The following is a 26150-nucleotide window of genomic DNA, read 5'->3' as shown; positions in this document are numbered from 1 at the left end:
TCAACATACATATTAGAAAAACATGCTGCCCATACAAAAAAAGCCTTTATCTTTCGATAAAGGCTTTTGTACTGAAGGCGGGACTTGAACCCGCACGGCCATAATGGCCATTGGATTTTAAGTCCAACGTGTCTACCAATTCCACCACTTCAGCATCTTGGTATATTTTCAAGAAAGTTTTCAGAGCGAAAGACGGGATTTGAACCCGCGACCCTCACCTTGGCAAGGTGATGCTCTACCCCTGAGCTACTTTCGCAGTCTTTTAATGAACGTACAATCTCTCGATTGCGGATGCAAATTTAAAATATTTCTAGGAAAAGCAAAGCCTTTTTTAAAAAATAATACAATTTATTTTAAGCGTGTTTTTTCTTTACCAACATACGCTTTATTTCATTGAGTTTCATCAAGGCTTCAACAGGAGTTAAGGTATTTATATCTATATGAAGGATTTCGTCTTTAATACTTTCCAATAGTGGATCATCTAAATTGAAGAAGCTCAATTGCATCTCGTCATCTTGTAATGATTTCACTTTATCGGTTAACTCTTCACTGGAATGCGATTTTTCTAATTTCTTTAAAATCTTATTCGCTCTATGAATCACTTGCTGCGGCATACCAGCCATTTTTGCTACATGAATACCAAAACTATGCTCACTACCACCTTTCACAAGCTTACGTAAAAAAAGCACATTATCTTTCAATTCTTTAACCGAAACATTAAAGTTCTTGATACGCTCAAACGTCTCCGTCATTTCGTTTAATTCATGATAATGTGTAGCAAATAAAGTTTTAGCTTTTGCAGGATGTTCGTGCAAGTATTCACTAATAGCCCAAGCAATTGAAATGCCGTCATAAGTACTGGTACCACGACCAATTTCATCAAGTAAAACCAAACTGCGTTCGGAAATGTTGTTCAGAATAGATGCTGTCTCGTTCATCTCCACCATAAAGGTCGACTCACCCATTGAAATGTTATCACTGGCACCAACTCGTGTAAATATTTTATCTATTAACCCTATTCTTGCCGATTTTGCAGGCACAAAACTTCCCGTTTGCGCTAACAATACAATAAGGGCTGTTTGACGTAAAATAGCCGATTTACCAGACATGTTGGGGCCTGTAATCATAATCATTTGCTGTTTCTCCCGATCTAAATAGACATCATTGGCAATATAAGCCTCACTAGGAGGTAACTGTTTTTCGATTACAGGATGGCGACCATCTTTGATATCTAAATCATGTGAATCATCTATTATTGGGTAGATATAATTATTGTCAATGGCCAATTGAGCAAAACCACATAAGCAATCTAATTGCCCAATTAAGTGCGCATTTTGCTGAACGGGTTTAATATATTGGGTCATCCACTGAATCAATTCAGAAAACAATTGCTGTTCAATGGCTAGAATGCGCTCTTCAGCACCTAAAATTTTAGCTTCATATTCTTTAAGCTCCTCGGTAATATAGCGTTCGGCATTGACTAACGTTTGCTTACGAATCCACTCTTGAGGGACTTTATCCTTATGTGTATTCCGCACTTCAATATAGTAACCAAACACATTGTTGGAAGCTATCTTTAAAGACGTAATACCTGTTCGTTCGCTTTCTCGCTCCAACATCCCATCTAAATAATCCTTACCAGAAGTCGACAAGGCACGTAGTTCATCCAATTCAGTAGAAAAACCTTCCGCTACTGTATTTCCTTTCAACACATTTACAGGCGCATCTTCATTTAAAGTTTCCTTTATTTTTTCACGCAGCACATCACAACTTTGCAAGGAATCTCCTATGATTTTTAGCGCTTCATTATCGGTATTAGAAGTCAATGCTTTGATGGGAACAATAGCTTCCAAAGAATTTTTTAGTTGAATAACTTCTCTAGGGTTCACTTTTGCCGTCGCAATCTTGGAAATCAAACGCTCAAGATCACCAATATGCTTGATGTGGTTCTGTATTTTTTGAAGAATGGATATGTTCTTACTTAAAAAGTCAACCACCTCATGGCGTTGTTTGATTTTTTTGACATCCTTTAGAGGCAAAGCCAACCAGCGCTTGAGCATGCGACCACCCATTGGCGATATGGTTTTATCAATAACGTTCAGCAAGGTTACTGCATTGTTATTCGTTGAATGATATAGCTCCAAATTTCGAATGGTAAACTTATCCATCCACACATAATCATCTTCGGCTATACGACTAATAGATGTAATATGTTGTAATTTGTGATGTTGCGTTTCACCTAAATAATGAAGAATAGCCCCAGAAGCAATAATACCTTCATATAAATCTTTAATACCATACCCTTTTAATGTTTTGGTATTGAAATGTTTGATTAGAGTTTCATGGGCATAATCGGTTTGATAAACCCAATCTTCCAAATAAAAGGTGTGAAAATCCTGACCGAATGTTTCATTAAAATGCATCCGTTTTTGCTTGGAAACCAGTATTTCACTCGGACTAAAATTCTGAAGTAACTTATCAATATATTCCGCATTTCCTTGAGAGGTAAGAAATTCACCAGTAGATATATCTAAAAAAGAAATCCCAATAAAGTTTTTACCAAAATATACCGAACATAAGAAGTTGTTGGACTTTGATTTCAGAACTTCGTCATTCAAAGCGACTCCAGGTGTTACCAATTCCGTTACACCACGTTTTACAATGGTTTTGGTTTGCTTAGGATCTTCCAGCTGATCACAGATGGCCACACGTTCACCAGCTTTAACCAATTTTGGTAGATAGGTGTTTAAAGAATGATGTGGAAAACCGGCCAATTCGGTTTCGCTCTCACTACCAGCACCGCGCTTTGTTAAAATGATATCCAATATTTTGGCCGTACGTACGGCATCTTTACCAAAGGTTTCATAAAAATCACCTACACGAAATAACAGTAAAGCATCAGGATATTTAGCCTTGATGGTATTGTATTGCTTCATTAACGGTGTTTCCTTCTTTCCTTTTTTTGCCAATGTCTAACTGATTTTTAAATATTACTTTTGCATAAAATGCAGGATTGCTAAAGTACTTATTAATTTAAGGTTTTTAAAACCTGAAACTTATAAGTTATCTACAATTATCATAAGAAATTAACATGCGTAAATTAAAAAATAGCGAGCTGGACCGATTGAGTGTTGACGAATTTAAAAACACCGAAAAGACACCTTTAATTATTGTTTTGGACAATATCCGGAGTTTAAACAACATTGGATCGGTGTTTAGAACTAGTGATGCTTTTTTAATTGAAAAAATTTATCTCTGCGGCATTACAGCCAAACCACCTCATAAAGATATTCATAAAACTGCCTTGGGCAGTACCGAAACAGTGGCATGGGAATATGTTGCAGACACGCTTGAATTGGTAAAAAAACTTCAAGCTGAAAACATAATCGTTTGTTCCATTGAACAAGCAGAAAACGCCATGATGCTTAATGACTTTAAACCAGAGCCTAACCAAAAATATGCTCTAGTATTCGGTAATGAGGTTAAGGGCATTCAACAAGGTGTGGTTACGGCAAGTGATGTCGTTTTGGAAATTCCGCAGTTTGGTACCAAGCACTCCTTAAATATTTCTGTTAGCTGTGGTTTAGTGGTTTGGGATGTGTTTAGCAAACTACAAAGATGGTAAAAGATTCTTGTTTGGTGGGAGTTAAATTTTTATTTATTCTTTTTTACAAAAAATTTATTGTTTTTTAATAAATTTTTATCGTTATTTGTTTTGTAATTTTAAATCATATTAATTATGAAAACAAATACGGATCGCATTCTTTCCATCATGAAATTCTTGTTTTGGTTGGTATTTATTGGTTTATGCATTAAAACAGGTGCCATAATATTGTCATTTATTATCAGTTTGTTTTCCCGTTCGGAAGCAGCAGGTGATTTATACCTGGGACTTAATTTAGCGGAGCTTCACCAAAACCATTTTTGGTATTTCATTTGTTTGGTGTCACTCATTATTGGTCTTTCAGCCATGAAAACGTACATTGCCTTTTTGGTGACAAAAATTTTTACGAAAATTAACTTCGACACGCCTTTTAATAATACTACCGCTCATTTATTAACCAAAATTAGCCATGTGGCTTTAGGTGCTGGCATTTTAGCTTTGATTGCAAATGCTTATAATATGTATTTATTTAAACGCAGTTTAATCGTTTTATCAGCGCAATCTTTTGTTGAGGGCAGTCGTGAGTTTTTATTCTTGGCTGGTATTATTTTTATTATTGCTCAAATATTTAAAAAAGGAGTCGATTTACAATCTGAAAACGAATTAACCATTTAAGCCATGCCAATCATTGTAAATTTAGACGTCATGATGGCGAAACGGAAAATGTCCCTAAACGAACTCTCGGAACATGTTGGAGTAACGCTCTCCAACCTATCCATACTCAAAACTGGTAAAGCGAAGGCTGTCCGCTTTAGTACTTTGGAAGCCATTTGCAAAGCTTTGGACTGCCAACCAGGTGATATTTTGGAATTTGAAGAATAGACCATGACCAAAAAGTCCAAAAAACCTTGGCCTACCAAACCGGTAATGGAGCAAATCTATGACCAGCATCTTTGGGGTGGCAAAGACCATGATTTTTATTCAGGAGAAGGTTCACACAGGGCACTTATAGTCAAACCGTATATAGATAGTGTCAGAGCGTTTCTACAAAGCCATGAAAACTCTTTAACGGTTTGCGATTTAGGTTGTGGTGATTTTAATATCGGTAAGCAATTGACACCTTTTACTAAAAGTTATGTGGGTGTGGATATTGTTGATGCCCTTATTAAAAGAAACCAAAAGCTGTATCATAATGACCATATAAACTTTGCGTGTCAAGATATTTCCAAAGACGAACTCCCTCAAGCGGATTGCATTATTCTACGACAAGTGCTGCAGCATCTTTCCAATGCTGAAATACAAAACATATTGAAAAAGTTGACAGCTTACCAATACATTATCCTTACTGAACACCTCCCAATGGGTGACTTTATTCCAAACCAAGATATCATTTCTGGGCAAGGTATTAGATTGAAACACAACAGTGGCGTTGATATAACACAACCGCCTTTTAATTTTAAAGTTAAATCCCAACAAATTCTGAACGAAATTGTTTTGGATGATCATAAAGGGCGGATTGTGACAACACTTTTTAATTTGAATTAGAAAAGTCGATTCAATAGGATTAATATGCTATTGTCATTACATTACACTTGACTAAAAATTTAAAAAGTATCCATGTAATTCGACAGTGAAGAATCACTTCAACCTCACAGGCACCCATACCTGTTCTTCATTAATCAGGTTTTGCGGATTGTAGCTTTCAGGTAACTTTTCAAAATGTGGTCTGTTATCTAATTCATATTTAGAATTAGGCAACCAATCGGTTAAAATAGTTTGCCAGAGTTTTGGGAAATCGGCCAAGCTCCCTTTATAATCAACCACTAAATAGTCGCCGTCTTTTAAAACAAAGGATTGCATACCATCAGGAATGTGGTTATGGCTTTCAACTTCAACAGCTACCCATTTATCAAATGTGGTTTGTGGTGTTATGGCATTAAAATTTTGATCAGCATAGTCTTGAATGGAAAAACTATGTGTCCCTACTCTGCCTACAATCTCATGTCTTCTAGGCATAAACTGTCTTGCCAATTTACCTATTTTCATAGGCATAGTCTGTAACGTTACTTGGGCTTTCATGCCAACAACCAAGATATCGTTTTGGGTAACGAACCTATATTCCATTATTAATTTCGTTTAAAATCCACAGGTAGTCTTCACGGTTTTTTACAAAATCTCGATCGGAAATGTCAATGGTTTTGACATTCAAATCCGTCTGATTCTTTAGAAATTCCAAATATCCGGCATTGATTTTATCTAAATAGTCATTATCGATATTCTGCTCATAATCACGGCCGCGCTTTTTAATGTTTTCCTGTAAACGCTCCGTGTTCTGATAGAGATACACGTACAATTCGGGTTTGGCAATATCTTTGTACATTAGATAAAACAAACGTCTGTACAATCTGAACTCGTCTTCAGGCAAAGTGATTTTTGAGAAAATTAAAGATTTATAGATGTCATAATCGCTCACAATGAAATCCTTAAACAAATCCAATTGCGATAAATCATCAGAAATTTGTTGGTATCTATCAGCTAAAAAACTCATTTCCAAAGTAAAGGCATAACGCTTGGCGTCTTCATAGAACTTCGGTAAAAACGGATTGTCCGCAAAACGCTCTAAAATAAGTTTGGCATTAAAATCGGCTGAAACTTTAGTTGCCAGACTAGTTTTTCCGGCACCTATATTCCCTTCAATAGCAATGTAATTGTATTGCGATAAATTAAATTGCTTGCTAGGGTTTTTCAACCAAATATTTATAGGCTCTAAAATACTGTCATCACTACTGTTTTTTAGCAATTCAGAAATAGTTTCTTTTAAAACTGGATGTACTTTTTTAGGTGCAATTTCATACAAAGGTTGCAAAACAAACCTACGATTAGGGATTTGCGGATGTGGAACCGTTAAAGTTTTACTATGGATAACCTCATCATTAAACAACAAAACATCCAAGTCGATAGTTCGTGACTCGTAGCCTCCCGATTTAGAACGCTCACGTCCCATTTTTGTTTCTATATTAAGTAAATGCTCCAAAACTGTTGGTGCATCCATTTCGGTAAAAGCAACTAAACAGGTATTGAGAAAATCAGAACCCTCAAACCCTAAAGCAGGAGTGTTATAAACCTTGGCTATAAGTTGAATGTTGCCTATGCGTTTAAAAATAGCATCAACCGCTAATTGCAGGTTTCTCAATCGATCACCTTGATTGCTTCCCAGAGATATGTAAACCGTATTTGTTGAATTCATAATAGCGCATGCCAAAATAACTAAAAGAAATTTTAATAGTTTATATTTACAAGGCCTATTTATCCACAATTTTAAATGACCGTAAAAGACAAACTTCTCGCGCATCGTATTTACTTACTATTGGCTGCTTTGTTTATTACGTCGTTGGTGGTTTCCAATCTTATTTTTCAGAAGTTTTTTTATTGGTATCCTGTAGATATTGAAATTTTCGACACCAAACTATTTGAAATTTCGGTAGGCATACTGCCTTACCCTATTACCTTTTTAATCACTGATTTAATCAGTGAAATTTACGGTAAAAAGGCAGCCAATCAAGTAGTGGTTACAGGAATTTTTGCCTCTATGTTTTCTATGGCTATTATTTATACTGCAAATGCCATTCCTGCAACATCATGGTCTCCCGTACCTGATGATTTATTTACAACCGTTTTCGGCAGCACAGCTATAGCTGTTATGGCCAGTATGTTGGCGTATTTATTTGCACAGTTTATAGACATACAAATCTATCATTTTTGGAAAGGCCTTACCAAAGGGAAACACTTATGGTTACGCAATAACTTTTCGACTTTTTTCTCGCAATTTGTTGATACCTGTACAATTCTGCTATTACTTTGTTCCTTTGGTATTATTGAATGGGATAAGTTTATGGGCTTATTAGTTGCTGGTGTAATATTCAAGGTCATGATAGCAGCTTTAGATACACCGTTTCTGTATTTAGGGGTGTTTTTGTTTAGAAGGCGTTTTAAACTAAAAGTAAACGAGGAAATCCACTTACTTTAATTACTAAAATTTTATTAAAGTTTTGGTTTTCAGCATCTATTCGATTAGTATTTACGTATATCTATAAAACCAATCACACTATTATTTATGAAAAAAGTATTCAAAATTATTGGAATTACTTTACTTATTATTCTTTTACTCTTTTTGGCGCTCCCGTTTGCCTTTCAGTCACAAATTGAAAAAATTGTACAACGCTATGCCGATGAAAACTTAAATGCCAAAGTATCATTCAGTTCAGTTAACTTAAGCTTTATAAGAAGCTTCCCGAATGCTCAAGTAGAGATCAACGATTTGGTTATTACCAATTTTAAACCTTTTGAAGGTGAAACCTTGGCCACATCAAAATCCATATCCCTTTCGTTGCCCATTAAAGAGGTTTTTAAAAGTTCAAGTGATGAGCCACTAACTATCAACACCATAGATTTAGACGAAACACTCCTAACCCTTAAAACCAATAAACTTGGTGATGTTAATTATGACATATTAAAAGAATCTGAAACACCTGATACAGGCAATAGTGATTCAAAAGGTTTCACATTTGATGTGCAAGATTACGCTATTAAAAACAGTGCTTTAACTTATATTGACGAAACATCAAAAACCACTTTTTTCATTACAGAATTCAACCATAAAGGCAAAGGCACATTTTCGGGCAACGTTTCTGAATTAGACACAGAATCTGAAGCACGAATTAGTTTAAGCATAGATAGCACAAGTTATTTAGACAACAACACTTTAAAACTGGATGCTTTAATTGATCTGGATTTAAACAACAACAAATACACTTTTAAGGAAAATAAAGGCCTTATAAACCAATTACCTATCACCTTTGATGGATTTGTACAGCAAATTGAAAACGGCCAACTAATTGATATTACTTTTGAGAATCCAGGAGCCTCTTTCAAAGATTTTTTGGCCGTTATACCCAAAGCCTATTCTAAAGATATTGAAGCAGTAGAAACCACTGGTGATTTTAAAATTAACGGATTGATTAAAGGTGAAATTTCTGAAAACACAATACCAAACCTAGATATTCAAGTCAATTCCAACAATGCCTCATTTAAGTATCCTGATTTACCAAAACGGGTTGAAAGCATCAATATTGATGTAGCCTTAAAGAACACAACAGGAAATTCAAAGGAAACCTATTTAGATATTAACACTTTAAATTTTAAAATTGAAGAAGATGTCTTTAAAGCATCAGGCACACTTAAAAACATTACAGACAATATACTAGTCAATATGGATATTGATGGCGTTTTAAATTTGGGCAATATTTCCCAAGCCTATCCCATTAAATTGGAAAAGCAGTTAAGTGGTGTTTTAAAAGCAAAACTAAACACTGCTTTTGACATGAATGCTGTTGAGACCAATGCTTATAGCAGAATAAAAAACACGGGGATAGCTTCGGTTACTGATTTCACATATTCATCCGAAGATATTGTAAATCCTATTAAAATCTCTAAAGCCGACATGACATTTAAACCTGGTACCGTTTCATTAAATAATTTTAATGCCGTAACAGGAAATAGTGATTTAGCTGCAACAGGAACCATAAATAACTTATTGGGTTATCTATTAAGCGACAAAAAATTACAGGGTAATTTTAATGTTACTTCACAACAATTTTTAATCAGCGATTTTATGGAAGCTGATGAAGACACAAAAAAAACCAATAAAACAACAGCAGATAGCGAATCGTTGAAAATCCCTGAGTTTCTTGACTGCACCATAAATGCTAATGCCAAAACCGTTGTATATGACAATCTTAACCTAAAGAATGTTGTAGGCACATTGATTATTAAAGACCAGCGTGCACAACTGAACAATATGACATCAGATATATTTGATGGTAAAATGACGATAAACGGAGATGTATCAACTCAAGACGACACGCCTATTTTTAATATCAATTTAGGTGCTGATGGGTTTGATATTGCACAATCGTTTAAAGATTTAGATTTATTACAAAATATAGCTCCAATTGCTAAAGTACTAGAAGGAAAATTGAATACAACAATTAACCTTAAAGGAAATTTAAACGAATCATTCTCTCCAAATTTACAATCTGTTTCTGGTGACGCCTTTGCTGAAGTGTTAACAAGAGAACTCAATGCTGAAAGCAGCAAATTACTTAATGCACTGGAAACTAATTTAGATTTTATTGATTTCAATCAATTAGATTTGCGCGACTTAAAAACTAGCTTAACATTCGAAAATGGCAAGGTTAACATCAAACCATTCTATCTGAAATATAAAGATATTGACATTGCAATAGCTGGTAGTCATGGATTTGATAAAACCATGGATTATGATGTGATTTTTAACGTTCCTGCTAAATATTTGGGTAGTGACGTCAATCGCTTAATTGGTAAAATTGATGATCCAGAAGTTAATAAAATCACTATTCCGGTTTCAGCTAATCTTACAGGTTCTTTTAATAACCCTAAAGTAAGCACAGATTTAAGCTCAGGTGTTTCCAAGCTCATGCAACAATTGGTCGAAATTCAAAAGCAAAAGCTACTGAACCAAGGGGGAGACACTATTAAAGATATTTTAGGTGGTATTATGAGTGGTAATTCTGGGGGTACTACTCCCAATGACTCAACAAATGTTCAAACTGACACCACAGAAACAACAACGCCAAGCACAGAACAAACTATTAAAAACATACTTGGCGGCTTGTTAAACAAGAATAAACAAAAGAAAGATACTGTTAATTTAAAATAATAGTGTTACCTTTGTCATCCTTAAAATTTAAAACGAATTATGTTAAGAATAGAAATTAAAGAAGGTGAAAATATAGAACGTGCATTAAAGCGTTATAAGCGTAAGCATAGAAACGTTAAGGTAATGCAGAACTTAAGAGAAAAACAATTTTTTACAAAACCTTCTGTTAAACGTAGACGTGAAATTCAAAAAGCAGCTTATATCCAAGGCTTAAGAGACGCTGAAGACATATAAGCTTATTTAAATATATAACACAAAACACGCTCTTGAAGCGTGTTTTTTTTATAGTATTTTAATTACTACAACCAATCCTTCATTAGAGCGAATATTAAAAACCGTTTCGTCCTCAAAAATTAAATATTGCCCTTTTATACCAACCAATTTTCCCGTGTAAGTTTTTGTTTTTACAATATTTAAACTTTTTGGTTTTTCAGGGTATTTCTCAACCGGAAAGCTCAAATTAGTCTCTGTATTGTTGGCAATGTAATAATCGATAGCTTCTTTTGGGATATATGATTTTAAGCGCTCACGCCATTCAACCAAATTTTCGTCTTGAATGTCATTCTTTAACATACTACGCCAATTGGTTTTATCGCTAACGTGGTTTTTAAGTGCAACCTCTGTTATTCCTGCTAGATACCTATTGGGAACTTCAACAATTTCAATAGCCTCATGAGCACCTTGGTCAATCCAACGAGTAGGAACTTGGCTTTTTCTGGTAACACCAACTTTAACATTGCTACTATTGGCCAAATACACTATATGGGGTTGCAACTGAACTTTTTTCTCATACTCTAAATCACGATCTTCCTTATCTAAATGTGCTGTACTTAATTCAGGGCGCATAATCCAATCGGCCGCCTGGGGAATATCATAAAAACAACTTTTACAAAAGCCCTGTCTGTAAATAGGTTTGTTTAAACCACAGTTTAAACATTGATAGCCAACAAATTCTATTTCAATTCTTTTATCCAACAGTTGATTTATATTTATAAAATCGTTTTCAAACACCAAATAGTACTGAATAGGGTCTGCAAATTCAGTTTCCATTTTTGTTAAAACACCTTGGTAGGTCATAAAAAAAAGTATTATTTTTAGTTTTTTAAATATACTGCAAATATGCCAATTCCTATAGTAAATTCCATTGCTTCATGGTTTTTAAAAAAACGGTTTCATCAAATCGATTTATTTTTAAAATACCCAAATGAGGTACAAGAAGAATTGCTTACAAACTTATTGATTAAGGCAAAGGATACCGAAATTGGCAAAAAATACGGCTTTGAATCTATAACCAACTATCAAACGTTTGCAGAAAGAGTACCTATTTCAGCTTACGAAGATTACCATCAACTCATTGAGCGTTCTCGGTTAGGTGAAAACAATATTTTTTGGCCGCAACCCATAAAGTGGTTCGCTAAATCTAGTGGTACGACAAATGCCAAAAGTAAGTTTATTCCCGTGAGCGAAGACTCTTTAGAAGATTGCCATTATGCTGCCAGTAAGGATCTACTTTGTATGTATTTGAATAACAATGAAAACTCACAGTTGTTCACTGGGAAAAGTCTACGCCTTGGCGGAAGCAAAGAACTCTATAAAGAGAACGGCACGGTGTTTGGCGACTTATCTGCTATCCTTATTGACAATATGCCTTTTTGGGCCGAGTTTAGCAGCACACCAAGTAGTAAGGTTTCTCTTATGAGTAACTGGGAAGAAAAAATGCAGGCCATAGTTGACGAAACCATTCAAGAGAATGTAACAAGCCTTGCTGGTGTACCATCTTGGATGCTTGTATTACTCAACAATGTTTTAGAAACTACAGGAAAAAAGAATTTATTTGATGTTTGGCCAAACCTAGAAGTTTATTTCCATGGTGGCGTAAGTTTTTTACCCTACGTTGACCAGTACAAAAACATATTACCAAAATCAGACTTTAGGTATTATGAAATTTACAATGCTTCTGAAGGATTTTTTGCTATTCAAGACCAAAACAAATCGAGTGAATTATTACTGATGTTGGATTATGGCATTTTTTACGAATTCATTCCGATGGACACTTATGGTACAACAAACGAAAAAGTTATTCCTTTAAGTGAAGTTGAAACCAATAAAAACTACGCTGTAATTATTACAACCAATGCTGGCTTGTGGCGTTACAAGATTGGTGACACCATTAGATTTACATCAATAAGCCCTTATCGCATTAAAATTTCAGGCCGCACCAAACATCATATCAATGCATTTGGCGAAGAACTCATTATAGAAAATGCCGAGGATGCCTTAAAAAAAGTTTGTAAAAAAACCAAAGCTGAAATTGTAGACTATACAGCTGCTCCTATATTTATGAGTGGCAAAGAAAAAGGCGCGCATGAATGGCTAATAGAATTTAAAACGCCTCCAAATGATATTGACTATTTTAATGAGCTATTTGACAATGCATTAAAAGCCTTAAATTCTGATTACGAAGCCAAGCGTTATAACAATATGACCCTTAACAAACCTACTATCCACATAGCTCGTGAAAGGCTGTTTTATGATTGGTTAAAAGCAAACAATAAATTAGGCGGCCAGCATAAAGTACCAAGGTTATCAAATTCCAGAGATTATTTAGATGATCTTTTAGAATTGAATTCCTAACGCGAATTATCGATAAAATTTACAAAAAATCTTCAATAAACGTGTTTATTAAGACATTAATCTAAAAACCTAATCAAGAGTTTTTTTCTTAAACAAAAAAATATAGTTTTACAGAGCTATTAATCAAAACTAGATAATTTTTCATAATGTTAAATTATTAATTAACATCCATTAAAACGATGAAATTAACCACTCCAATTAAGGGTGGTTTTTTTTATTTTAGCTACTCAATAAAACCAAAAAAGCCTTTCAATATTTGAAAGGCTTTTTTAAAATCATTTATTTTATACTAATTACGAAACCGCTTTTAATTTCTTTAAAGTGGTTTTAGTAATTTTATCTTCGGCATATACTTTGGTTACCTTAAGTTCTTTTTCATTACTTCCAGGCATTTCAAACATAGCATCGGTTAAAATTTCTTCACATAGAGATCGTAACCCACGTGCTCCTAACTTATACTCAATGGCTTTATCTACAATAAAGTCCAAAGCCCCATCGGTAATACTAAACTCAATATCGTCCATTTCAAACAACTTTTTGTATTGCTTAATAATAGCATTTTTAGGCTCGGTTAGAATAGCACGAAGGGTTTTTGCATCTAACGGGTTCATGTAAGTTAGCACAGGTAATCGACCAATAATTTCAGGAATTAATCCAAAGTCCTTTAAATCCTTTGGAATAATATACTGCAATAAATTGGCTTGGTCTACGCGCTCATCAGACATTGAAGCACTATAACCAACTGCTTGCATATTTAAGCGTTTTGAAATCACTTTTTCAATACCATCAAAAGCACCACCAGCAATAAATAATATATTTTCGGTGTTGACCTCAATAAATTTTTGATCAGGATGTTTTCTACCCCCTTTAGGCGGCACATTCACTGTTGTTCCTTCCAAAAGTTTTAATAAAGCCTGCTGCACACCTTCACCAGAAACGTCTCTTGTTATAGAAGGATTATCACTTTTTCGAGCTATTTTATCTATTTCATCAATAAATACAATACCCTTTTCAGCTTTCTCCAAATTATAATCTGCAGCCTGTAATAGGCGCGTTAATATACTTTCAACATCTTCACCAACATAACCCGCTTCGGTTAAAACTGTTGCATCAACAATAGCCAAAGGTACATTCAACATTTTAGCGATTGTTTTAGCCATCAAGGTCTTACCCGTTCCAGTTTGACCAACCATAATGATGTTACTCTTTTGAATTTCAATATCATCATCAGAAGGCGGTTGCAATAAACGTTTGTAGTGATTGTAAACAGCAACAGACATCACCTTCTTGGTGGTCTCCTGCCCAATGATATACTCATCTAAAAACGATTTGATTTTTTGTGGTTTACGCAGCATTAATTCTGCCGAAAGATCACTGTTATCTGATTGTTTAGACTCCTCTAAAACAATGCCATGAGCTTGCTCGATACACCTATCACAAATATGTGCATCCAAACCTGCTATTAACAGATTGGTTTCCGGCTTTTTCCTACCACAAAATGAACATTCTAAATCCTCTTTTGCCATAATATAGCTTTCTATTCTTGTTTATAACGATTAACTACGTACTAATATTTCGTCAATCATTCCGTATTCCTTGGCTTTATCAGCCTTCATCCAATAATCACGATCACTATCGGCATACACTTTGTCGTAGTCCTGACCTGAATGCTTACTTATTATTTTATATAATTCTTCTTTTAAGATAAGGATTTCTCTGGCTGTAATTTCAATGTCACTAGCTTGACCTTGTGCACCTCCCAACGGTTGATGAATCATAACTCGCGAATGTGTTAAACCACTTCTTTTTCCTTTTTCTCCAGCACATAATAATACAGCTCCCATTGAAGCCGCCATACCAGTACAAATAGTCGCTACATCTGGTTTAATAAATTGCATAGTATCATAAATACCTAGTCCTGCATAAACACTACCTCCTGGGGAATTTATATAGATTTGAATATCTTTAGAAGAATCCGTACTCTCTAAAAATAGCAATTGTGCTTGAATGATATTTGCAACTTGATCGTTGATTCCTGTTCCAAGAAAGATTATACGATCCATCATTAAACGCGAAAACACATCGAAAATAGCGATGTTCATTTGACGTTCTTCTATAATATTAGGTGTTAAATTAGTAGGATACATGCTACTTATAATCTTGTTATAATATGTACTACTAATTCCTTGATCTTTTATTGCGAATTTCTCGAATTCTTTTGCGTAATCCATAGTTCTTTTTAAAATTTTTGATAAAAAATTAGGCGCTGAATTTTTGTGTTTCAGCGCCTAAATATAAGGATTTATTCTTTATAAGTCTGCAACTTATTTATCGCCATAAACTTCTTTAACGAAGTCGTCATACGTGATTTCTTTAGTTTTAATATTAGCTTTTTCTTTGTAAAGTACTAATAACCTTTGGCTAATAATTTGTTCAGACATACGACGTGCTTCCTCTTGGTTTGACAATACACGTGCTGCAATATCTTCAAGTTCTTTATCTGAAGGATTCATCTGGCCAAACTGCGCCATTTGAGCTTTAATCATATTTTTAGCATGATCTTTAATATCATCCATTGTTACCTTAATATCATTATCAGTAATTAATTTACCTTCAATTAATTGGTATCGTAAGCTTTTTTCAGATTTCTCGTATTCTTCTTTAGCTTGCTCTTCAGTCAATTCATTTTCACCAGCTGTCTGCATCCACTTTTGTAAAAAAGCTGTTGGCAAATCAAACTTGGTGCTATCTACCAAATATTCTGTAACATCGTTCAATAACTTCTGATCAGATTGTTGTGTAAATTGCTTTTCTGCATCTTCTTTTATCTTTTCTTTTAATTCAGTTACTGAAGTTACGTTTCCTTTTCCAAACAATTTATCAAATAACTCCTGGTCTAAATCAGCTAGCTCGCGTGTGTTGATTTCTGTAATTTCGAAAGTTACTGGAATATCCAAACCGTGAACATCATCATGAGTTAATTTTAAAGCATGCATTAATTCATGTTCATCATCATAAAGTCCTTTGGTTTTTAATTCAATAACATCACCCACTTTAGAACCTATGAATTTCTTTTCAGTAGCTTTGCCTTTAAACTTATCTAAAGTTAACGTTACCGTGTTTTCAATTTCACGCTCTTCGTTTTTAAATACACCCGTAATTTCACTTTCTTTAGCTACTTCTTTTTCAGAAATTAGCTTACCATATTGCTTCTGGATGTTTTCAACTTGATCGTTGATCATTTTATCTCCAGCTACAATATTATAATGTGTAAAGGCTTTTTTTGGCTTTAAATTTACCTCGAATTCTGGTGCTAAACCTAATTCGAATTCAAAAGATAACTTATCAGCATCCCAATCCAAATCATCTTGTACTTTTGGTAATGGATTTCCTAAAACGTCTAGCTTTTCTTCAGTTAAATATTTGTTTAACGCATCTTGAAGTAATTTATTTACCTCATCAACCAATACAGCTTTACCATATTGTTTCTTAACCATTCCCATTGGCACATGTCCTTTTCTAAATCCTGGAATGTTAGCTGTTTTACGATAATCAGACAAGATTTTTTCAACTTTGTCGTTATAATCTTCTTTAGCAATATCTACTTTTACTACAGCATTTAATGCATCAATGTTTTCTCTTGTAATATTCATTTTCTAACTATAAAAATTGGAGTGCAAAAGTAGTACTTTTTTACACTCCAACAAAGTATTTTAACGTATTGTATTTCAGTCTGTTTTCTCGTCTCCTAAAACCGAATAAAATATTGATTGCAATATGGTTAAAAGGATACTAAATAGTAAAGCAGTCCAGAAACTACTCACTGCAAATCCACTAACCAAATTATCGGCAAGAAGAATGATGCATGCATTGATAACAAATAAGAATAATCCCAATGTTAAAATCGTTGCAGGCAGAGTAAACAAAACCAATAATGGTTTTACAAAAATATTGAGTAACCCCAAAACAGCTGCTACAATTATAGCCGTTGTGTAACTATCTACTGAAACTCCAGATAAAAATTTGGACAATAGCACTACAGCTACAGCCGTAAGCAAGACCTTTAAAATAATTCTCATGGTATATGTTTTTAGTTTCTAAAAAGGTACGAATTATTTTAATTCAGAAATGCCATTACAGCATTATAAAAATCTTTGGGGTTTTCTGCATGCAGCCAATGCCCTGCATTTGCAATAGTTACGATTTTGGAATTAGGAAAATGGCTATTAATAATCGCTTCATCTTGATGGCCTATGTATTCTGATTTATCACCTCGTAAAAACAATGTACCCCCTACAAATCTCGCATGCATGGGTAGCGGCTCGCCAACTTCAGATACCTGTTCCTTTAGCACTTTTAGATTCATACGAAGTGCCAATTGCCCTTTTTCTATCCAATATAAGTTTTTTAGCAAAAATTGCCGCGTCCCATAGTCCGAAACATATTGGGCTAATTGTTTGTCCGCTGCTCCTCTACTTTTTAGTAACGAAAAATCCAGGCTACTTAACCCATTCAAAATAGTTTCATGATGAATAGGGTAATAACGTGGTGAAATATCTGCAACAATTAACTTATTGACCATTTCAGGATATTGCGTCGCAAACAACATAGCCGTTTTTCCACCCATAGAATGTCCTAAAAGCACAATGTCATTTAAACCATTAGCATCCAAATAATGTTTTAAGTCGGTTATCATGACTTCGTAACTAAAATTTTCATCATGAAAACTTCTGCCATGATTACGCTGGTCCACCAAATGCACTTCATAACCCTGTTCACTAAATTGTTGACCAAGAGTCTTCCAATTATCGCCCATGCCCAAAAAACCATGTAATATTATAAATGGCTTACCTTCTCCTAGAACATTTGAGTACAAATCCATTATTTGAGTTTATTTAAATACATTTGAACAACATTCTCTGCTCCTAAATAGATGCTTTCTGCAATTAAAGCATGACCAATGGATACCTCCAATAAATTAGGAATGTTTTCTTTAAAAAAACGGATATTATCCAATGATAAATCATGGCCAGCATTAACGCCTACATCCAGGCTTTCGGCCAAAACAGCACATTCTGTGTAGGGTTGAACTGCATTTTTATTTCCTAATCCATATTGATGTGCATAAGCTTCAGTATACAGCTCTATTCTATCGGCTCCTGTTTCTTTGGCGCCTTCAATTTGTTTTAAAACAGGATCCACAAAAATTGATGTACGAATCCCATTGCTTTTAAACTCCTTAATAGTTTCCTGTAAAAAACTTTTGTTTGCAATAGTATCCCAGCCTGCATTGCTGGTAATGGCATCCACAGCATCGGGAACCAGTGTTACCTGGGTTGGTTTTATTTCTAAAACCATATCAATAAATTTTTTTATTGGGTTTCCCTCAATATTATATTCGGTGTAAACTTCAGGCTTTAAATCGTAGGCATCCTGATAACGTATGTGACGCTCATCTGGTCTTGGATGGATGGTAACCCCTTCTGCACCAAAACGCTGCACATCTTGGGCAAACCTCACTACATTAGGCTCGTTTCCACCTCTTGAATTCCTTAAGGTAGCTATTTTATTTATATTAACACTTAATTTAGTCATTCTCTAGTTCTTTTGAAATACAAAAATACAAACTCATTAAGGCTTAATGTAGTATTTTTTAATTAATTTGCAAGTTCAATCTTTCTATTAAAATGAATCTTTCAGATTATATCATAAACGACATAAAACCGCTAAAAAACACAGACTTGGTCGGCGACATTCAAGGGCTCTTCAATCAGTTAACCTATTCGCACATTCCAATTAAAAATGAATACAATGCATATGTGGGTTGTATGTCTGAAACCGATGCGCATTGTTTTGATAGCGAAAAGCCCATAAACCAATATGCACACGCTATTGAAGGTTTTTTTGTTAGAGAAAATACAAATTGGCTGGATGTACTTGAAGCCTTTGCCATGAATTCTGCCAACATCATGCCTGTTTTAAGCCCTAAAAATGTTTATTTAGGTTATTATGAATTAAACGATATTATTGGCCTTTTTAATGAAACCCCATTTTTTGCAGAGGCAGGTGGCATTTTAATTGTTGAAAAAGGTTTGGTTGATTATTCTTTTAGTGAAGTTTGCCAAATTGTTGAATCCAATGACGGAAAACTCTTAGGCGCTTTTATTTCAAAAATTGAAAATGACATCGTCCAAATAACACTTAAAATTGGAAACACAGGACTAAACGACATTATGCAAACCTTTAGACGTTATAGCTATAATGTTGTATCTGGACATGAAGAGGACAGCTATTTACAAAGCCTTAAGGAACGATCAGAATATTTGAATAAATATTTAAACATGTAATATGAAAATAGCCGTTTTTGGTCAATCTTTCCATAAAAGCAACGAAGAATCTCTTCATGTACTATTAGACTGTTTAAAAACAAAGAAAGTTACTGTTTATATTGAACGCCAGTTTTTTAACACTACCAAAAACCTATTTAATAATCTTTTGGACTCAGAGACCTTCAGTACGTTTGATATTTTAGATTCCAGTTATGACTTACTTATTAGTATTGGCGGTGATGGAACCATACTTCGCGCCATTACGTTTGTAAAGGATTTAGAAATACCCATAATAGGCATAAATACAGGTCGTTTAGGGTTTTTAGCCACTATTCAAAATGATGATATTGTCGCAGCTATTGAGGCTATACTTAATAAGAAATACAAAATATCTGAACGCAATCTATTGTCTATTTCTACAAATCCCGAACATGAAGATTTCAATATCCTTGACTTTGCTTTAAATGAAATTGCCGTTAGTCGTAAGAACACGACCTCTATGATTACTGTTGAAACACGATTAAACGGTGAATATCTAACCTCCTATTGGAGCGATGGCTTAATAATTTCCACACCAACGGGATCTACAGGATATTCCTTAAGTTGCGGCGGACCAGTTATTACACCTGACACCAACAGTTTTGTTATTACTCCTATTGCTCCACATAACTTAAGTGCCAGACCATTAGTAATTCCAGATTCAACAGAAATTCAATTAAAAGTTAATGGTAGAGAAGATAATTTTTTGGTTTCGTTAGACTCGAGAATTGCAACCCTTTCCAACGACACCATTGTAACTATCAAAAAAGCTCCATTCACTATAAAAATGGTGGAATTACTCGACGAAAGCTTTTTAGACACGCTTCGAAAAAAACTACTTTGGGGAGAAGACAAACGCAATTAAACAATAATTTTGATTAAAAACAGTTTAAATCGCATACAATTCGATTCAAATTGTTATAGGCTAATCTTATTTATTATATTTGCAAACTTTTGAACATTTATGAGGTATTTAACCGTATTAATATTATTTTTCTTAGGAACTGTTTTTAGTCTGGCTCAGACTTATGAAGTTGGTGTCTTATTGGGTGGAAGCAATTTTATTGGTGATGTTGGCGCAACCAATTATATAGCACCTAACAAACCGGCCTTTGGAGCACTTTTTAAATGGAATAGAAGTTCTAGACATTCATTTAGGTTCTCACTTATGTATACAGAACTGGAAGGAAAGGACTCAAAATCTGACGACCCAAGACGAATTGAACGAAACTATAGTTTTACCAATCAAATTATTGAAGCTTCGTTAGGCTTGGAATTCACATTTTTTGAATGGGATCTGCACGATGAAAAAGTTCATGCAACACCTTATCTATATTCTGGTATAACAGCAGCGTATCATGATAACTTTTTTTTCTCAAGACAAGGTGTTTTAACTCCAGAAAATACTTCGAGTATTGCTTATGGAATCCCAATGGTTTTTGGTTTTAAAACTAATGTTATAGGCAATATTATTATAGCGGCTGAAATTGGCGCTAGATATACATTTTCCGATGAACTGGATGGCAGCGTTCCAGATGCCGAAAGCAGACAAGATGCATTAAGCTTTGGAAACACAAATAATAACGATTGGTATATGTTTACTGGTATTACCCTAACCTATACTTTTGGTGACAAACCCTGCTTTTGCGTTTTTTAAGTGAGTTTAATTGAACATATACATACCGATTATTTACCAAAGCATATTGCCATCATTATGGATGGTAACGGTCGTTGGGCTAAACAAAAAGGATTGTTAAGAACTGTGGGGCACGAAAACGGCACTAAATCCGTTCGTCAAACCGTTGAATCTTCAGCTGAATTGGGCATAAAGAATTTAACGCTCTATGCGTTTTCAACAGAAAACTGGAACAGACCAAAATTAGAGGTCCAAACCTTAATGAAATTGTTGGTCTCCTCACTTAAAAAAGAAATTAAAACCTTACAAAAAAACGATATAAAACTAAATGCTATTGGATGCCTAAATGAACTTCCTCAAAAGGCACAAAAGGAGTTATTAGAGGTTATTGAGAAAACAAAAAACAATAATCGTATGTGCTTAACCCTAGCATTAAGTTATGGTTCTAGAGAAGAATTAATAAATACCGTTAAAAAAATAAGTATTAAAGTTAAAAATAATATAATTTCGCCCGAAAATATTGATGAATCGGTTATAAATGAGCATCTTTACACGCAAAATTTACCAGACGTTGATTTGCTTATTAGAACAAGTGGCGAACAACGAATAAGTAATTTCCTTTTATGGCAAATTGCTTATGCGGAATTGTATTTTACAAAAGTACTTTGGCCAGATTTTACCAAGGAACATTTGTATGAAGCTATTATAGAATATCAAAAAAGAGAACGACGATTTGGGAAGACAAGTGAACAAATTAACTAATTTAACATCATTGAAAACATATATAGGTCTACTTATTACTTTTATAGTATTTATTTCATCTTTCAGTGTTCAAGCACAGACCATAACCAATCCTGATGCAAAAAAATATGTTCTTGGTGACATTACTGTTTCCGGGAGCACTCACTTTAGTGCACAAACTATTGTTACATACTCTGGATTGAGAAAAGGTCAAGAAGTTTTTATCCCAGGTGAAGAAATTAGTAACGCCATTAAGAAACTTTGGAAGTCCAATTTATTTAACGACATCAATATCTATTTAGTAAAAACTGAAGGCGATGTTGCATACCTTGAAATAAGACTTTTTGATTTACCCGAATTACATGACATAAAAATTAATGGCATAAAAAAATCGAAAAAGAAAGAAGTTATTGAGGAAAATAATTTAGTTGCCGGTGTTAAGGTAACCGAAAATTTAGTTACTACTACCAAAAACTATTTAACCAATAAATATAAAAAGGATGGTTTTGTAAACACCAAAGTTTATATTAATACTATTGAACGCAACGATACTATTGGCGGTAGACCGCAAATAGATATGGTTGTTAACATTGACAAGGGTAAAAAAGCAAAAGTCAAAGAAATTAACTTTATTGGAAATGAGGTAATCCCTTCTAAAAAGTTAAGAAGAGCCATGAAGAATACAAAACAAAAAAGTATTACCCATGTCTTTAAACGTTCAAAATACATAGAGGCAGATTACAAAGAAGACCTTATTAGTGTTATTGATAAATATAAAGAAAATGGGTATCGCGATGCTCGTATTATATCAGATTCCCTTTCACATATAGACAAAAAGAACGTAGCCTTAAATATACGTGTTGAAGAAGGCGAACAATACCGTTTTGGTGAGATTACATTTATTGGTAACACAGTATACACCGATCAACAATTGCGTAATATTTTGCGAATAAACAAAGGGGATATATATAATGGTGTGTTATTAGAAAAACGTATAGCAGACGATTCCAGTCCAGATGCGCAAGACATTACAAACGCTTACCAAAATAACGGGTACTTATTTTCAACCATAAGCCCAGTTGAAGTCAATACAAATGGTAATGTAATTGATATGGAAATTCGCATTACCGAAGGAAAACCTGTTTACTTTAACAACGTTTCTGTTTCTGGTAACGATGTTACTAACGACCATGTTATTTACCGTGAATTACACACACGACCAGGCCAATTATACAGTAAGGAAAATGTAGTTAGAACCATTCGTGAGTTAAGCCAATTAGGTTATTTCGATCCCGAACAAATAGCTACAAACTTTTCTAACCCTAATCCAAATGAAGGTACAATTGATTTAGATTATGGTTTAGTAGAAACAGGCTCGAGCCAAATTGAATTGCAAGGTGGCTATGGTGGTGGTGGCTTTATTGGTACTTTAGGTTTATCTTTTAACAACTTCTCACTTAAAAATATTTTTAATCTTGATGCTTACAAACCTGTTCCTAGAGGTGATGGCCAAAAGCTTTCCTTGCGTTTGCAGGTAAGCCAGTTTTTTAGAACCTATAGTTTTTCGTTTGTTGAGCCATGGTTAGGCGGTAAAAAACCAGTTCAATTCTCTACATCGTTCTCTCACTCACAACAGTTTTTGTACGATCCAGCAACAGGAAAAGCAGATAAAGACAAGCGCTTTAATATTACAGGCGTAACCGTGGGTTGGGCTAAACGTTTAACTAAACCCGATAACTGGTTTACATTATCGCAAGCCTTATCGTTTCAGCATTATAATTTAAAAAATTATAACACGGGCTTATTTACTTTTGGTGATGGTTATTCTAACAACTTGGCATATACCATTGGTTTAAGTAGAAATAATACATTTAATGATCCTATATTCCCAATGGGAGGGTCTAGCTGGAGTGTTACAGCTAAATTATCTCCGCCTTATTCCCTATTTAATGGCGTAGATTACAAAGCCTTGTTAGAAGAACGTGATGAATATTTTGACATTTACACAAATACTAGTAGTAACACATTAAGGGAACAGGCCTATGAACAGATGGGCATTATTGACCAAGAACGTTATAAATGGCTAGAGTTTTATAAAATTAAATTAAAGGGTGATTGGTATACTCGTGTTGTAGACAAACTTGTATTGAGGTCGGCTTTAGAATTCGGATTTTTAGGAGCCTATAACCAATATAGAGGTGTAATACCATTTGAACGATTCTTTTTAGGTGGTGATGGTTTAGGAAGTTATAGTTTAGATGGTAGAGAGGCCATAGCCCTTCGCGGATATCCTAATCAATCATTACAACCTGTATTAGACAATGGACGGGTAACTAATGATGGTGGAACTATTTACAATAAATTCTCTTTAGAATTACGTTATCCTATAAGTTTAAAACAACAGGCTAAAATTTATGTATTAGGATTTATGGAAGGCGGTGTATCCTATTTAGAATTCCAAGATTACAATCCGTTCTCACTATATAGATCATCTGGTGCAGGCTTAAGAATTTTCATGCCAGCATTCGGGTTATTAGGTATTGATTTTGGTTACGGATTTGACCCATTACCAGGTCAAAATAAACCAAATGGTTGGGAAACACATTTTATAATTGGACAGCAATTTTAATTTTGGCACGATATTTTCTGTTAACAGATTAATTATTTAAATCTTGAATTAAATTATTTAAAATTAATTTTCCTTAATTTTGAGTGATTAATTCAAAATGAACAGAATAATTATAAAGCTCTGTCGTTTTAGAATTTATGTGTCAATAAATTATAAAAAATGAAACAGATGAAATTAAAAGTTCTTTTTTTAGTGACTATTGCTTGTATGCTTAGCATGGCCAGCTACTCCCAACGAGGTGTAAGGATTGGCTATATAGATACTGAATATATTTTAGAAAATATTCCAGAATATCAAGAGGCAACAGCACAATTAGAATCAAAAGTTCAAAAATGGAAAGGTGAAATTGAAACACAGTTGAGTGGAATTGAACAAAAGCGCAAAGATTTAAGTAATGAAAAAGCGCTTTTAACAAAAGAACTAATAGAAGAACGCGAAGAAGATATTGCTTTTGAAGAAAAAGAAATATTAGATTATCAACAAAAACGTTTTGGACCCAATGGCGATTTAATGATTCAGAAAAAACAACTGATTCAACCTATACAAGATCAAATATTTGCAGCGGTTCAAGATATTGCAGAAAAACAAAAGTACGATTTTGTTTTCGACAAATCTGCTGATGTCGTCATGTTGTATTCAGCGGATCGTTATGATTTTAGTGAGCAGGTGATACGCAGTATAACCAGAAGTGCTAAACGAACTCAAGCCACAAATAAAAAAGAGCGCAAAGCTGCTGAAGAAGAAGATGTGGTTGTAGAAATAAATGAAGAGCTTGAAGCTAAACAAGCTGAAGATGATGCCAGAAAAAAAGCCGTTCTAGATGAACGTGAAGCAAGAAAATTAGCTGCTCAAAAACGTAGAGACAGTATTATAACAGCACGAGAAGCTGCGAGACAAGAAAAATTAAATGCTAGAAACAAAGATACTGAAGCAGTAGATGACATACAGCAACAATCAAGCGATGATGCTGAAAGTTCTGAAAAAGCAAATGAAGAAGCGGCTAAAACACCAGAACAAGTTGCTGAAGAACGTAGACAAGCCAAAATAGCAGATCGAGAGCGTAGAAAACAAGAATTAGAAGACCGAAAAAGACAGATTTTAGAAGATAGACAAAGAGCAAAAGAGGAGCGCGAAGCTCAAAGAAATAATAATAACGAAGAAGACGAACAACCTACCGACGATGACGAAGGAGGCAATTAATTAACAATTTATAATACATATTAACACTTTTAAAAATGAAACAATTTAAAACCCTTTTATTTGCTGCAGCATTATTTATTGGAGCTACAAGTTTTACACAAGCCCAGAGTAAAGTAGCTCATATTAACACCCAAGAATTAATTCAAGCCATGCCAGAAATGGCAACAGCTCAAGCTGAAATGGATAAATTGGGAAAAACTTATCAAGCTGATATTCAAGCTATGGCTACTGAATACCAAAACAAAATGAAGCAGTACGAGGCTGAAGCTCCAACTAAAACTGATGAGGAGAATCAAAAAAGAGTTCAAGAAAGACTTACAATGGAGCAAAATATTCAGCAGTATCAAGCAGAGGCTCAACAACAAATGCAGAAAAAAGAAATAGACTTATTAAAGCCTATTACCGAAAAGGCGAAAGCAGCTATCTTAAAAGTTGCTAGAGCTCAAGGATTTGATTATGTACTAGATTCTACACAAGGTGGAGGCGTTATCATGGCAGATGGCAAAAACCTTCTTGATGACGTAAAGAAAGAAATGGGAATTTAATTCTTTATAAAATATATAACCAAAAGCCACTTCTAT

The 26150-nt window shown here is 34.3% G+C and carries 25 protein-coding genes and 2 tRNA genes; 15 read left to right on the top strand and 12 right to left on the bottom strand.

Annotation, left to right across the window (positions count from 1 at the left end):
- Nucleotides 1-69: 69 nt before the first annotated feature.
- From K7G76_RS13625 to mutS, 3 genes are all read right to left on the bottom strand, one after another.
- A tRNA-Leu gene (locus tag K7G76_RS13625) sits at nt 70-154 on the bottom strand.
- 30 nt (nt 155-184) lie between these two features.
- Nucleotides 185-256: transfer RNA gene (locus K7G76_RS13620), tRNA-Gly, on the bottom strand.
- 97 nt (nt 257-353) lie between these two features.
- A complete protein-coding gene (gene mutS / locus K7G76_RS13615) occupies nt 354-2969 on the bottom strand; it encodes a DNA mismatch repair protein MutS (protein ID WP_223034767.1) in 2616 nt (871 codons plus the stop codon).
- Between the two features lie 122 nt (nt 2970-3091).
- Here mutS and K7G76_RS13610 point away from each other — a divergent pair, with 122 nt between their 5' ends.
- The 4 genes from K7G76_RS13610 to K7G76_RS13595 all read left to right on the top strand — a co-directional run bounded on the left by K7G76_RS13610 (nt 3092) and on the right by K7G76_RS13595 (nt 5149).
- Nucleotides 3092-3625 carry an RNA methyltransferase gene (locus K7G76_RS13610; protein WP_223034766.1) on the top strand — a complete coding sequence of 178 codons (534 nt, stop codon included), beginning with the start codon at nt 3092-3094 and terminating at the stop codon, nt 3623-3625.
- A 114-nt stretch (nt 3626-3739) separates the two neighbouring features.
- Nucleotides 3740-4279, top strand: a complete 540-nt coding sequence (locus K7G76_RS13605) for a DUF2975 domain-containing protein (RefSeq protein WP_223034765.1) — start codon at nt 3740-3742, stop codon at nt 4277-4279.
- A gap of 3 nt (nt 4280-4282) precedes the next feature.
- Entirely contained in the window at nt 4283-4486 is a 204-nt protein-coding gene (locus K7G76_RS13600; protein WP_223034764.1) for a helix-turn-helix domain-containing protein, read from the top strand.
- A 45-nt stretch (nt 4487-4531) separates the two neighbouring features.
- A complete protein-coding gene (locus K7G76_RS13595; RefSeq protein ID WP_255573031.1) occupies nt 4532-5149 on the top strand; it encodes a class I SAM-dependent methyltransferase in 618 nt (205 codons plus the stop codon).
- A 93-nt stretch (nt 5150-5242) separates the two neighbouring features.
- On the opposite strand, the gene K7G76_RS13590 is transcribed toward K7G76_RS13595, so the two are convergent.
- Both K7G76_RS13590 and folK read right to left on the bottom strand, forming a co-directional pair.
- The gene (locus K7G76_RS13590) at nt 5243-5728 is read right to left on the bottom strand and encodes a GyrI-like domain-containing protein (protein ID WP_223034762.1); all 486 of its coding nucleotides are present in this window, start codon (nt 5726-5728) and stop codon (nt 5243-5245) included.
- Entirely contained in the window at nt 5718-6851 is a 1134-nt protein-coding gene (folK, locus tag K7G76_RS13585; protein ID WP_223034761.1) for a 2-amino-4-hydroxy-6-hydroxymethyldihydropteridine diphosphokinase, read from the bottom strand. Before folK ends, K7G76_RS13590 begins: the two co-directional genes overlap by 11 nt.
- Before the next feature lie 75 nt (nt 6852-6926).
- Between folK and K7G76_RS13580 the strand changes: the two genes are divergently transcribed.
- The 3 genes from K7G76_RS13580 (at nt 6927) to rpsU (ending at nt 10595) form a co-directional block, all read left to right on the top strand.
- Nucleotides 6927-7631, top strand: coding sequence for a queuosine precursor transporter (locus K7G76_RS13580; RefSeq protein WP_223034760.1), 705 nt, complete (start codon nt 6927-6929; stop codon nt 7629-7631).
- Nucleotides 7632-7718: 87 nt separating this feature from the next.
- Entirely contained in the window at nt 7719-10361 is a 2643-nt protein-coding gene (locus K7G76_RS13575) for an AsmA-like C-terminal region-containing protein (RefSeq protein WP_223034759.1), read from the top strand.
- Nucleotides 10362-10400: 39 nt separating this feature from the next.
- The gene (gene rpsU, locus K7G76_RS13570) at nt 10401-10595 is read left to right on the top strand and encodes a 30S ribosomal protein S21 (protein ID WP_104734739.1); all 195 of its coding nucleotides are present in this window, start codon (nt 10401-10403) and stop codon (nt 10593-10595) included.
- A 48-nt stretch (nt 10596-10643) separates the two neighbouring features.
- Here rpsU and K7G76_RS13565 read toward each other — a convergent pair whose 3' ends face one another.
- Entirely contained in the window at nt 10644-11438 is a 795-nt protein-coding gene (locus tag K7G76_RS13565) for a DUF2797 domain-containing protein (RefSeq protein ID WP_223034758.1), read from the bottom strand.
- A gap of 42 nt (nt 11439-11480) precedes the next feature.
- Between K7G76_RS13565 and K7G76_RS13560 the strand changes: the two genes are divergently transcribed.
- Nucleotides 11481-12995: a GH3 auxin-responsive promoter family protein gene (locus tag K7G76_RS13560; protein ID WP_223034757.1), complete on the top strand. Its 1515-nt coding sequence runs from the start codon at nt 11481-11483 to the stop codon at nt 12993-12995.
- A 293-nt stretch (nt 12996-13288) separates the two neighbouring features.
- On the opposite strand, the gene clpX is transcribed toward K7G76_RS13560, so the two are convergent.
- The 6 genes from clpX to K7G76_RS13530 form a co-directional block, all read right to left on the bottom strand.
- Nucleotides 13289-14521, bottom strand: a complete 1233-nt coding sequence (gene clpX / locus K7G76_RS13555; RefSeq protein WP_223034756.1) for an ATP-dependent Clp protease ATP-binding subunit ClpX — start codon at nt 14519-14521, stop codon at nt 13289-13291.
- Between the two features lie 30 nt (nt 14522-14551).
- The gene (gene clpP / locus K7G76_RS13550; RefSeq protein ID WP_223034755.1) at nt 14552-15226 is read right to left on the bottom strand and encodes an ATP-dependent Clp endopeptidase proteolytic subunit ClpP; all 675 of its coding nucleotides are present in this window, start codon (nt 15224-15226) and stop codon (nt 14552-14554) included.
- Nucleotides 15227-15319: 93 nt separating this feature from the next.
- Nucleotides 15320-16648, bottom strand: coding sequence for a trigger factor (gene tig / locus K7G76_RS13545; RefSeq protein ID WP_223034754.1), 1329 nt, complete (start codon nt 16646-16648; stop codon nt 15320-15322).
- Nucleotides 16649-16723: 75 nt separating this feature from the next.
- Nucleotides 16724-17074 carry a phage holin family protein gene (locus tag K7G76_RS13540; protein WP_223034753.1) on the bottom strand — a complete coding sequence of 117 codons (351 nt, stop codon included), beginning with the start codon at nt 17072-17074 and terminating at the stop codon, nt 16724-16726.
- A 38-nt stretch (nt 17075-17112) separates the two neighbouring features.
- Complete coding sequence (locus K7G76_RS13535) at nt 17113-17877, bottom strand: alpha/beta fold hydrolase (RefSeq protein WP_223034752.1); 765 nt, start codon at nt 17875-17877, stop codon at nt 17113-17115.
- Nucleotides 17877-18590: a pyridoxine 5'-phosphate synthase gene (locus K7G76_RS13530; RefSeq protein ID WP_223034751.1), complete on the bottom strand. Its 714-nt coding sequence runs from the start codon at nt 18588-18590 to the stop codon at nt 17877-17879. The genes K7G76_RS13535 and K7G76_RS13530 overlap by 1 nt, the downstream gene beginning before the upstream one ends.
- A gap of 92 nt (nt 18591-18682) precedes the next feature.
- On the opposite strand from K7G76_RS13530, the gene K7G76_RS13525 reads away from it, so the two are divergent.
- The 7 genes from K7G76_RS13525 to K7G76_RS13495 all read left to right on the top strand — a co-directional run bounded on the left by K7G76_RS13525 (nt 18683) and on the right by K7G76_RS13495 (nt 26114).
- The gene (locus K7G76_RS13525; RefSeq protein WP_223034750.1) at nt 18683-19342 is read left to right on the top strand and encodes a CBS domain-containing protein; all 660 of its coding nucleotides are present in this window, start codon (nt 18683-18685) and stop codon (nt 19340-19342) included.
- A gap of 1 nt (nt 19343) precedes the next feature.
- Nucleotides 19344-20228: an NAD kinase gene (locus K7G76_RS13520; RefSeq protein ID WP_223034749.1), complete on the top strand. Its 885-nt coding sequence runs from the start codon at nt 19344-19346 to the stop codon at nt 20226-20228.
- Nucleotides 20229-20327: 99 nt separating this feature from the next.
- The gene (gene porG / locus K7G76_RS13515) at nt 20328-21020 is read left to right on the top strand and encodes a type IX secretion system protein PorG (protein ID WP_223034748.1); all 693 of its coding nucleotides are present in this window, start codon (nt 20328-20330) and stop codon (nt 21018-21020) included.
- Nucleotides 21021-21761 carry an isoprenyl transferase gene (locus K7G76_RS13510; RefSeq protein WP_223034747.1) on the top strand — a complete coding sequence of 247 codons (741 nt, stop codon included), beginning with the start codon at nt 21021-21023 and terminating at the stop codon, nt 21759-21761. It begins immediately after the preceding gene.
- On the top strand, nt 21733-24369 hold the full coding sequence (bamA, locus tag K7G76_RS13505) for an outer membrane protein assembly factor BamA (RefSeq protein ID WP_223034746.1): 2637 nt from the start codon (nt 21733-21735) through the stop codon (nt 24367-24369). The genes K7G76_RS13510 and bamA overlap by 29 nt, the downstream gene beginning before the upstream one ends.
- 168 nt (nt 24370-24537) lie before the next feature.
- A complete protein-coding gene (locus K7G76_RS13500) occupies nt 24538-25569 on the top strand; it encodes an OmpH family outer membrane protein (protein WP_223034745.1) in 1032 nt (343 codons plus the stop codon).
- Nucleotides 25570-25604: 35 nt separating this feature from the next.
- Entirely contained in the window at nt 25605-26114 is a 510-nt protein-coding gene (locus tag K7G76_RS13495) for an OmpH family outer membrane protein (RefSeq protein ID WP_223034744.1), read from the top strand.
- Nucleotides 26115-26150: the final 36 nt, after the last annotated feature.

This window comes from Hanstruepera marina (assembly GCF_019880635.1).
Classification (GTDB): domain Bacteria; phylum Bacteroidota; class Bacteroidia; order Flavobacteriales; family Flavobacteriaceae; genus Hanstruepera; species Hanstruepera marina.
This window is presented reverse-complemented; position numbering and strand designations above follow the sequence as displayed.

Bases quoted from the DNA above. Each gene is read 5' to 3' on its own strand.
- K7G76_RS13575 (WP_223034759.1), top strand. From the start codon at position 7,719: ATGAAAAAAGTATTCAAAATTATTGGAATTACTTTACTTATTATTCTT.
- K7G76_RS13495 (WP_223034744.1), top strand. From the start codon at position 25,605: ATGAAACAATTTAAAACCCTTTTATTTGCTGCAGCATTATTTATTGGA.
- K7G76_RS13540 (WP_223034753.1), bottom strand. From the start codon at position 17,074: ATGAGAATTATTTTAAAGGTCTTGCTTACGGCTGTAGCTGTAGTGCTA.
- porG (WP_223034748.1), top strand. From the start codon at position 20,328: ATGAGGTATTTAACCGTATTAATATTATTTTTCTTAGGAACTGTTTTT.
- K7G76_RS13525 (WP_223034750.1), top strand. From the start codon at position 18,683: ATGAATCTTTCAGATTATATCATAAACGACATAAAACCGCTAAAAAAC.
- K7G76_RS13565 (WP_223034758.1), bottom strand. From the start codon at position 11,438: ATGACCTACCAAGGTGTTTTAACAAAAATGGAAACTGAATTTGCAGAC.
- K7G76_RS13520 (WP_223034749.1), top strand. From the start codon at position 19,344: ATGAAAATAGCCGTTTTTGGTCAATCTTTCCATAAAAGCAACGAAGAA.
- K7G76_RS13605 (WP_223034765.1), top strand. From the start codon at position 3,740: ATGAAAACAAATACGGATCGCATTCTTTCCATCATGAAATTCTTGTTT.
- K7G76_RS13590 (WP_223034762.1), bottom strand. From the start codon at position 5,728: ATGGAATATAGGTTCGTTACCCAAAACGATATCTTGGTTGTTGGCATG.
- rpsU (WP_104734739.1), top strand. From the start codon at position 10,401: ATGTTAAGAATAGAAATTAAAGAAGGTGAAAATATAGAACGTGCATTA.
- clpX (WP_223034756.1), bottom strand. From the start codon at position 14,521: ATGGCAAAAGAGGATTTAGAATGTTCATTTTGTGGTAGGAAAAAGCCG.
- K7G76_RS13595 (WP_255573031.1), top strand. From the start codon at position 4,532: ATGGAGCAAATCTATGACCAGCATCTTTGGGGTGGCAAAGACCATGAT.
- K7G76_RS13560 (WP_223034757.1), top strand. From the start codon at position 11,481: ATGCCAATTCCTATAGTAAATTCCATTGCTTCATGGTTTTTAAAAAAA.
- K7G76_RS13610 (WP_223034766.1), top strand. From the start codon at position 3,092: ATGCGTAAATTAAAAAATAGCGAGCTGGACCGATTGAGTGTTGACGAA.
- clpP (WP_223034755.1), bottom strand. From the start codon at position 15,226: ATGGATTACGCAAAAGAATTCGAGAAATTCGCAATAAAAGATCAAGGA.
- K7G76_RS13600 (WP_223034764.1), top strand. From the start codon at position 4,283: ATGCCAATCATTGTAAATTTAGACGTCATGATGGCGAAACGGAAAATG.
- K7G76_RS13500 (WP_223034745.1), top strand. From the start codon at position 24,538: ATGAAATTAAAAGTTCTTTTTTTAGTGACTATTGCTTGTATGCTTAGC.
- tig (WP_223034754.1), bottom strand. From the start codon at position 16,648: ATGAATATTACAAGAGAAAACATTGATGCATTAAATGCTGTAGTAAAA.
- K7G76_RS13580 (WP_223034760.1), top strand. From the start codon at position 6,927: ATGACCGTAAAAGACAAACTTCTCGCGCATCGTATTTACTTACTATTG.
- folK (WP_223034761.1), bottom strand. From the start codon at position 6,851: ATGAATTCAACAAATACGGTTTACATATCTCTGGGAAGCAATCAAGGT.
- K7G76_RS13530 (WP_223034751.1), bottom strand. From the start codon at position 18,590: ATGACTAAATTAAGTGTTAATATAAATAAAATAGCTACCTTAAGGAAT.
- K7G76_RS13535 (WP_223034752.1), bottom strand. From the start codon at position 17,877: ATGGATTTGTACTCAAATGTTCTAGGAGAAGGTAAGCCATTTATAATA.